At 66.2% G+C, this 6,349-nt stretch carries 7 protein-coding genes and 1 CRISPR repeat array; all 7 genes read left to right on the top strand.

Annotated elements, in window-relative coordinates; genetic code table 11:
* Window positions 1-30: 30 nt before the first annotated feature.
* The 7 genes from casA to cas2e are packed head-to-tail and all read left to right on the top strand — an operon-like array spanning window position 31 to window position 5,511.
* A complete protein-coding gene (gene casA, locus DLJ49_RS20480; protein WP_115395370.1) occupies window positions 31-1,377 on the top strand; it encodes a type I-E CRISPR-associated protein Cse1/CasA in 1,347 nt (448 codons plus the stop codon).
* Window positions 1,374-1,865 carry a type I-E CRISPR-associated protein Cse2/CasB gene (gene casB, locus DLJ49_RS20475; protein ID WP_115395369.1) on the top strand — a complete coding sequence of 164 codons (492 nt, stop codon included), beginning with the start codon at window positions 1,374-1,376 and terminating at the stop codon, window positions 1,863-1,865. Before casA ends, casB begins: the two co-directional genes overlap by 4 nt.
* A complete protein-coding gene (gene cas7e / locus DLJ49_RS20470) occupies window positions 1,862-2,920 on the top strand; it encodes a type I-E CRISPR-associated protein Cas7/Cse4/CasC (protein WP_115395368.1) in 1,059 nt (352 codons plus the stop codon). Before casB ends, cas7e begins: the two co-directional genes overlap by 4 nt.
* Complete coding sequence (cas5e, locus tag DLJ49_RS20465) at window positions 2,880-3,611, top strand: type I-E CRISPR-associated protein Cas5/CasD (protein ID WP_115395367.1); 732 nt, start codon at window positions 2,880-2,882, stop codon at window positions 3,609-3,611. Before cas7e ends, cas5e begins: the two co-directional genes overlap by 41 nt.
* Window positions 3,608-4,297: a type I-E CRISPR-associated protein Cas6/Cse3/CasE gene (gene cas6e / locus DLJ49_RS20460; protein WP_115395366.1), complete on the top strand. Its 690-nt coding sequence runs from the start codon at window positions 3,608-3,610 to the stop codon at window positions 4,295-4,297. The genes cas5e and cas6e overlap by 4 nt, the downstream gene beginning before the upstream one ends.
* A 43-nt stretch (window positions 4,298-4,340) precedes the next feature.
* Complete coding sequence (cas1e, locus tag DLJ49_RS20455; protein WP_233489357.1) at window positions 4,341-5,237, top strand: type I-E CRISPR-associated endonuclease Cas1e; 897 nt, start codon at window positions 4,341-4,343, stop codon at window positions 5,235-5,237.
* The gene (gene cas2e / locus DLJ49_RS20450; protein WP_115395364.1) at window positions 5,218-5,511 is read left to right on the top strand and encodes a type I-E CRISPR-associated endoribonuclease Cas2e; all 294 of its coding nucleotides are present in this window, start codon (window positions 5,218-5,220) and stop codon (window positions 5,509-5,511) included. Before cas1e ends, cas2e begins: the two co-directional genes overlap by 20 nt.
* Window positions 5,512-5,588: 77 nt before the next feature.
* Window positions 5,589-6,349: direct repeats of the CRISPR family, unit length 29 nt; unit sequence CCGTTCCCCGCCCGCGCGGGGATGACCCG.

The following is a 6,349-nucleotide window of genomic DNA, read 5'->3' as shown; positions in this document are numbered from 1 at the left end:
TGAAGCGGGGTGATCGTGGTATCGTCGTCCATGGCGTATCGCTCCTTCGGGAGGTTCTGGCAGGCTTCATCACCGGCCACGATACGCCGCCTTCGCAGGCCCCATCACCCATTTCCCGGCATAGCTCAGGACCCGAGCGCTCAGGGCGGCTCGAAAAACCCGCCTGACATGCTTTTCATCGACAGTGCAGGCGGGAGCACTGCCAAATACAACGCTGATCTCATGGTGCGCCGTGGGCGCTATCCGTCGCTCGATCTCGAAGTTGCCGCGATGGCGCTCTACACCATGCAGGCTTTTGCGCCATCAGGCGGGGCCGGCAACAGGACGTCGATGCGGGGCGGCGGCCCCTTGGTGACCCTCGTCGATCCGGGAGAGGGTCTCTGGTCCATGACCTGGGCGAACGTGCCGAACGGCTCTCCCGCAGCGTCGGAAGACCTGCCCTGGATGCGTCAACCGCGGACCTCGGAGAGCGGCAAGCCGCCCGTCTATCCGGAGGACGCGGCTCCGGTGGAGCAGTTCTTCGGAATGCCACGACGGCTCTGGCTCGAAGGCGGCGACAACGTGACCGGCGTTGAGCAGAGGCCATGGGGAACGAACTACGCGATGTGGATCCATTCCACCACCCCATATTACCGGCAGAAGCGAGACGCGGAGTGGCTGCCGCGACATCCACCGTCAGGACGCATGGCCTACCGAAATTGGGCGGGGATAGTATTCGAGGTGGAGGATACGTCACTTCGGCAAAGAGCAGAAGTTCTGCGTCTTTGGCAGTCGCGATCCGACGATGTCGCAGAAATCATCGTGGGGGGCTGGTCGATGGACAACATGAGTCCTCGCGATTTCCTGTGGTCGGTGGTTCCATTGTTCCCCCTCGACAAGGGGGCAGGCGCCTTCGCAGAGGAAATGGTTCGCGCAGCCACGGAAATGGCAGCGCAACTGGCAGGAGCGATGGGAGTATTGCTGCCGAATGGTACGGAAAAGGAAAGCCGGATTGACGCGTTCTGGAGAACGACCGAGAATGATTTCACGCTTGCCCTCGGGAAGCTGACCTCGGCCCGCTCCCTCGGTGAGGGCGCGGAAAAAGGCAATGGGTCGGAGTCGGCGGGGGCACATCGGGAGATCTCAGCCGTTGCCCCTGGAGATCGAAGAGCGCTGGCGGAAGCCTGGCTGAGCCGTTTGGGACAGGAGGCGCTCGACATTTTCGAGCGCGAGGCCCTCGTCGCCCTCCCACAGGCGCGACCGGACAAGCAGGGTGAGATCGTGACGGCCCACGAGCGCCTGCGCGGTTTCGTCCATGGCTACGGAAGGAAGGCGGGCGCGGTGCGCGAGGCGCTCGGGCTGCAGAAGAAGAAGCGCAAGAAGAGGACTGCTGCATGAGCGAAGACGATCCCCGCGCCATCCTCGGCGCCTGGTGGGCGTCCGAAATCGGAGCCCGCGAGCGCAGCGAAGCCCGGGCGCTCGCTGCTCGATTGCGCCGCGCCTCGAACATCGAGGCACTCACGGAACCTCAGGTGCACGCGCTTGCTCGCCGCCTGAACCGCGGCATCGAGAACACCCCAGCACGTCTGGCGCAGATCGTCCGTGTCCTGGCCGAGGTGCGAACGTCCGATGGTCGGTCACTCGCCCGAAAGCTCGGTACGGCAGAGCGCGACCGAGGATCGGCTCACCTTCGATTCCAGCGGCTGGTGCGCTCGGAAGGCGCGGAATTGGAGCAGGCCGTGCGCCGGGTTTTGCCTCTTGTGGATCGCGCCTGCGATCCCGGACGGCTGGGCGCCGACCTGCTCTTCTGGAGCGACAAGGTCCGCGCACGTTGGGCCTTCGATTATTTCGGCGCAGAGGCGCCTCAACAGGACAAGACCGCATGACCACTTTCGTACAATTCCACCTTCTCACGACCTACCCTCTGTCGAACCCGAACCGCGACGACACCGGGCGGCCCAAACAGGCGACGATCGGCGGGGCCCCGCGCCTGCGGCTGTCATCGCAGTCGCTGAAACGGGCCATCCGGGAAACCAGCTACTTCATGCAGGATCTCGCAGGACACCGTGGGACGCGCACGCGGCGGTTAGCGGGCGAGCTGGCGAAGGAGTTGGCAGAGAAGGGTGTCGACGAGAAGCGCGCCGAAGAGATTGCGCGCGAAATCGGGAAAGCCTTTTCAAAGATCGAAGACAAGGAGCTCGAGGCTACGACACTGGCATTCATTTCCCCCGACGAATGGGCTCTCGCGCGCGACCTCGCGGAAAAGGCTGTCGCGGGTGAGAAACTCCCTACCGATAAGGATCTGAAGAAGCGCGTTCTGCGACGGGCTGACGGTGCGGTCGATATCGCGATGTTTGGCCGGATGCTGGCGGATGCGCCGGACTACAATCGGGAAGCGGCTGTGCAGGTCGCACACGCCTTCACCACGCACCAGGCCATCGCCCAGGATGATTGGTATTCCGCGATGGACGAACTGAAGACCCGCGAGGAGGATGCCGGTGCGGGATTCCTCGGTGAGCACGGCTTCGGAGCGGGGGTCTACTACCTCTACGCATGCGTCTCGGTCGATATGCTGATCGAGAATCTCGACGGTGATGTGGAACTCGCGGCTCAGGGTCTCGAGGCACTTGCGAAGGCGTTGGCGACGGCAACGCCCAAAGGCAAGCAGAACAGCCATGCCCATCATCCGCGCGCCAACTACATCCGGATCGAACGCGGCAATCAGCAGCCCCGTGATCTTTCGGGCGCCTTCGTCAAGCCGGTTTCGCTTGCCGAAGGGGAAGTGGAAACAAAGTCGATCTCTGCACTCGAGGACATGGCGCGGCGTATCGACACTTGCTACGGGGCCTGTTGCGATGATTTGCGCGTCATGAGCGTCGCGCGAGGTGAAGGCTCGCTCGATGAAATCGCCGCGTTCGCCGCGGCTTCTGCCCGTGCCTGAGTATCTTGTCTTTCAGCTTGCGGCGACGGTTGGGGCCATGGGTGAACTCGCCGGCCACGCGCATCGCGGAACTCTGGACCGCCCTGGCCGGTCGGCAGTCGTCGGACTTCTGGGGGCGGCTCTGGGGCGACGGCGCGAGGACGATTTCTCGGACCTCGATCAGCTGATGGTTTTCGTGGCGACGTTCGATCCCGGCCGTCCGCTCCGAGACTACCACACGGTGCAGACTGTGCCGACCACAGCGGCGCGCGCCCCGCAGAGCCGACCGGAGGCGTTGCGCCTTGCAGAAGGCGCGGTTCGAACGACGCTGACTCGCAGAGAGTACCGGTCTGGCTGTCTTTTCGGCGTCGCGCTGGCCGGGCCGGGGCTCGCCGAATTGGCAGGGGCACTGCGGTGCCCGGTCTTCCCACTCTATCTTGGGCGCAAGGCATGTCCGCTTTGCGCACCGCTCGACCCGCGGCTCGTCGAGGCGCCGGAGCCTGTAGCTGCTCTAACCCATCTGCGGCTTCCCCCATGGGCACGGTCGCACGCGATCAGAGAAGTCGCCGCAGCAGATGGGAGCGGTCTGGACGGAATAGTCCGGATGGAGACCAGGCAGGACCGCGCGACCGATCGCCGGCGATGGCACTTCGCTCGCTCGCTGACCGGCATCGCCACCCCGCAGGCCCGTGCGCGAGGCGCGGAAGAATGACTCTGTGGCTATCCCGCGTGCGAATTCGGCGCGATCCCTCGGCCGAGGCATTGTCCGCCCTTATCGACCCGGAAGCCGACGCAAGCGACTGCGAAGCCCAAGGGCGGCGGCACGACGCACATCATCGCCTCGTCTGGACGCTCTTCGCAGGAGACAGAGAGGCCCGGCGCGACTTTCTCTGGCGCGACGAGGGCGATGGCGCGTTCACCATCCTTTCCCAAAGGCCACCGGGCGAGGCGCCACTCTTTGAGCCGCCCGAGACGCGCCCCTTCACGCCGGACCTCGCGCCCGGAGACCGCCTTGGCTTCCTTCTGCGCGCCAACGCCACGAAGGCAAAGAGTGGAGTCGGTCGCGTCGATGTCGTAATGGATCGGCTCCACGGGATCCCGAAACGAGATCGGCCCGAGCGTCGGATGGACCTTGCGCAGGAAGCAGCGGCGGACTGGATGGAGGGGCTCGGCCAACGGAAAGGTTTCGCTCCGCTCCGCGTGGCTGTGCAAGACTACAGCACCGCGACCCTGCCGGGATACCGGGGCAAGCGGCGCGGAGAGCCGCGCTACGGCCTGCTCGATCTCGAGGGAGTCCTGACCGTGAAGGATCCCGAGACCTTCATTGAGGCTCTCGGTGATGGCTTCGGGCGGGCCAAGGCGTTCGGCTGTGGCCTCATGCTGCTGCGGCGCGCATGACGAGATGTCGCTCGGAGGTCTACCACCGCCGAAGCCGATTCCTATGAAGGACCGTGCGCAACTCGTGTTCGTCGAGCGCGCGAACCTCGATGTGCGCGACGGCGCCTTCTGCAGCGTCAACTCTGATGGGACAGTAACCCAGATTCCCGTCGGGGGGCTGGCGGGCCTCATGCTCGAACCCGGCACACGGATCAGCCATGCCGCCGTGGCCCTGGCAGGGCGGACCGGAACCCTGCTGACCTGGGTCGGAGAGGGCGGTGTGCGCCTCTATTCGGCCGGGCAACCGGGCGGCGCGAGGTCCGACAAGCTTTTGTGGCAGGCAGCTCTTGCGCTCGACCCGGGGGCACGACTGCGGATCGTGCGCGAGATGTATCGGCGCCGTTTCGATGAAGACGCCCCCCAAAGGCGGTCCGTCGATCAGTTGCGCGGTATCGAGGGGGCCAGGGTGCGTGCGACCTACGACCTTCTGGCGAAGAAGCATGGGGTGACGTGGAACCGGCGCCGCTACGATCCGGGCGCATGGGATGCGGCAGATACCCCGAACCGCTGCCTTTCGGCCGCAACGGCCTGTCTTCATGGTCTTGCCGAAGCGGCGGTGCTGGCAGGCGGCTACGCGCCGGCCATCGGGTTTCTGCACACGGGCAAGCCGCGCAGCTTCGTCTATGACATCGCGGATCTCTGGAAGCTCGACACGGTTGTTCCCGAGGCGTTCCGCATCGCCGGGCTCGCGGAAAAGCGTAAACTCGACATGCCCGTAGAACGGGCCGTGCGCTTGGCGTGCCGGGATTCGTTCAGGAAGAGTGGGCTTCTGGACCACATCGTGCCAACGATCGAGGAAGTCCTCTCTGCTGGAAATCTGCCCAAGCCGGAGCCACCGCCCGACGCGGTCGGCCCAGCCTTTCGCGACGAGGTGTCCGGCGATGATGGTCATCGTGGTTAATCGCGCTCCGCCCCGCCTTCGGGGGCGTCTGGCCGCATGGTGTCTGGAGGTTCGGGCGGGCGTCTTCGTCGGCGCCTATTCGGCTCGCACACGCAAACGGATCTGGGAGCAGGTCCTTTCAGGGATCGACGACGGCGACGCGGTGATGATCTGGCGCGCGCCGACGGATCAGGGCTTCGACTTCGCCACCGCCGGCCGGAACCGCCGAATGCCCGAGGACGTCGACGGTCTCAGACTCGTTCGCTTCTTCCCCCCGAACGGCGAGGCAGGTTAACCTCCGCCAAGGCCGGACAATCCGGTAGGCTCTTTGACATCGTGAATACCTCGGTACATCAACGGGATGCAGCAAGACCGTTCCCCGCCCGCGCGGGGATGACCCGCAAACAGAAGCCGTGTCCCGCGCGGATACCGCCCGTTCCCCGCCCGCGCGGGGATGACCCGTCGGCACTGATGCAAACGTCAACGCATCGGGTCCGTTCCCCGCCCGCGCGGGGATGACCCGCTCGTCCTCGGGTATCAGCCCCGTTTCGCTGGCCGTTCCCCGCCCGCGCGGGGATGACCCGTCACGCACGCCGGTATGCTTCTGCCCGTCCGTCCGTTCCCCGCCCGCGCGGGGATGACCCGAGCGAACAGGAACCGCTCGGCCGTGACCATGACCGTTCCCCGCCCGCGCGGGGATGACCCGGTGGCGCGGTTCAATCCAGCAGGCGTGGCGGCCCGTTCCCCGCCCGCGCGGGGATGACCCGGCACCACCCCCGCCCATCGTTCCCAGCCGCAGCCGTTCCCCGCCCGCGCGGGGATGACCCGCTGTCTATTCTCGCTGAGGCTCGAATAGCCAGCCGTTCCCCGCCCGCGCGGGGATGACCCGGCAATCGACGCGGGCATCGCGCCGAACAGCGCCCGTTCCCCGCCCGCGCGGGGATGACCCGCCCAGGCAGAGGATGGGCCGGTCATTGGCCACCCGTTCCCCGCCCGCGCGGGGATGACCCGCCTCACTGACGACCACCACCGACAGCACAGGACCGTTCCCCGCCCGCGCGGGGATGACCCGGTGAGACAGCGCGGCCTGACGACGCTCATCAGCCGTTCCCCGCCCGCGCGGGGATGACCCG

The sequence above is a fragment of the Rhodovulum sp. 12E13 genome (assembly GCF_003340565.1).
In the GTDB taxonomy this organism is placed as follows: Bacteria; Pseudomonadota; Alphaproteobacteria; order Rhodobacterales; family Rhodobacteraceae; genus HLUCCA09.
This window is presented reverse-complemented; position numbering and strand designations above follow the sequence as displayed.

Bases quoted from the DNA above. Each gene is read 5' to 3' on its own strand.
- casA (WP_115395370.1), top strand. From the start codon at position 31: ATGGCGTATCGCTCCTTCGGGAGGTTCTGGCAGGCTTCATCACCGGCC.
- casB (WP_115395369.1), top strand. From the start codon at position 1,374: ATGAGCGAAGACGATCCCCGCGCCATCCTCGGCGCCTGGTGGGCGTCC.
- cas7e (WP_115395368.1), top strand. From the start codon at position 1,862: ATGACCACTTTCGTACAATTCCACCTTCTCACGACCTACCCTCTGTCG.
- cas5e (WP_115395367.1), top strand. From the start codon at position 2,880: ATGAAATCGCCGCGTTCGCCGCGGCTTCTGCCCGTGCCTGAGTATCTT.
- cas6e (WP_115395366.1), top strand. From the start codon at position 3,608: ATGACTCTGTGGCTATCCCGCGTGCGAATTCGGCGCGATCCCTCGGCC.
- cas1e (WP_233489357.1), top strand. From the start codon at position 4,341: ATGAAGGACCGTGCGCAACTCGTGTTCGTCGAGCGCGCGAACCTCGAT.
- cas2e (WP_115395364.1), top strand. From the start codon at position 5,218: ATGATGGTCATCGTGGTTAATCGCGCTCCGCCCCGCCTTCGGGGGCGT.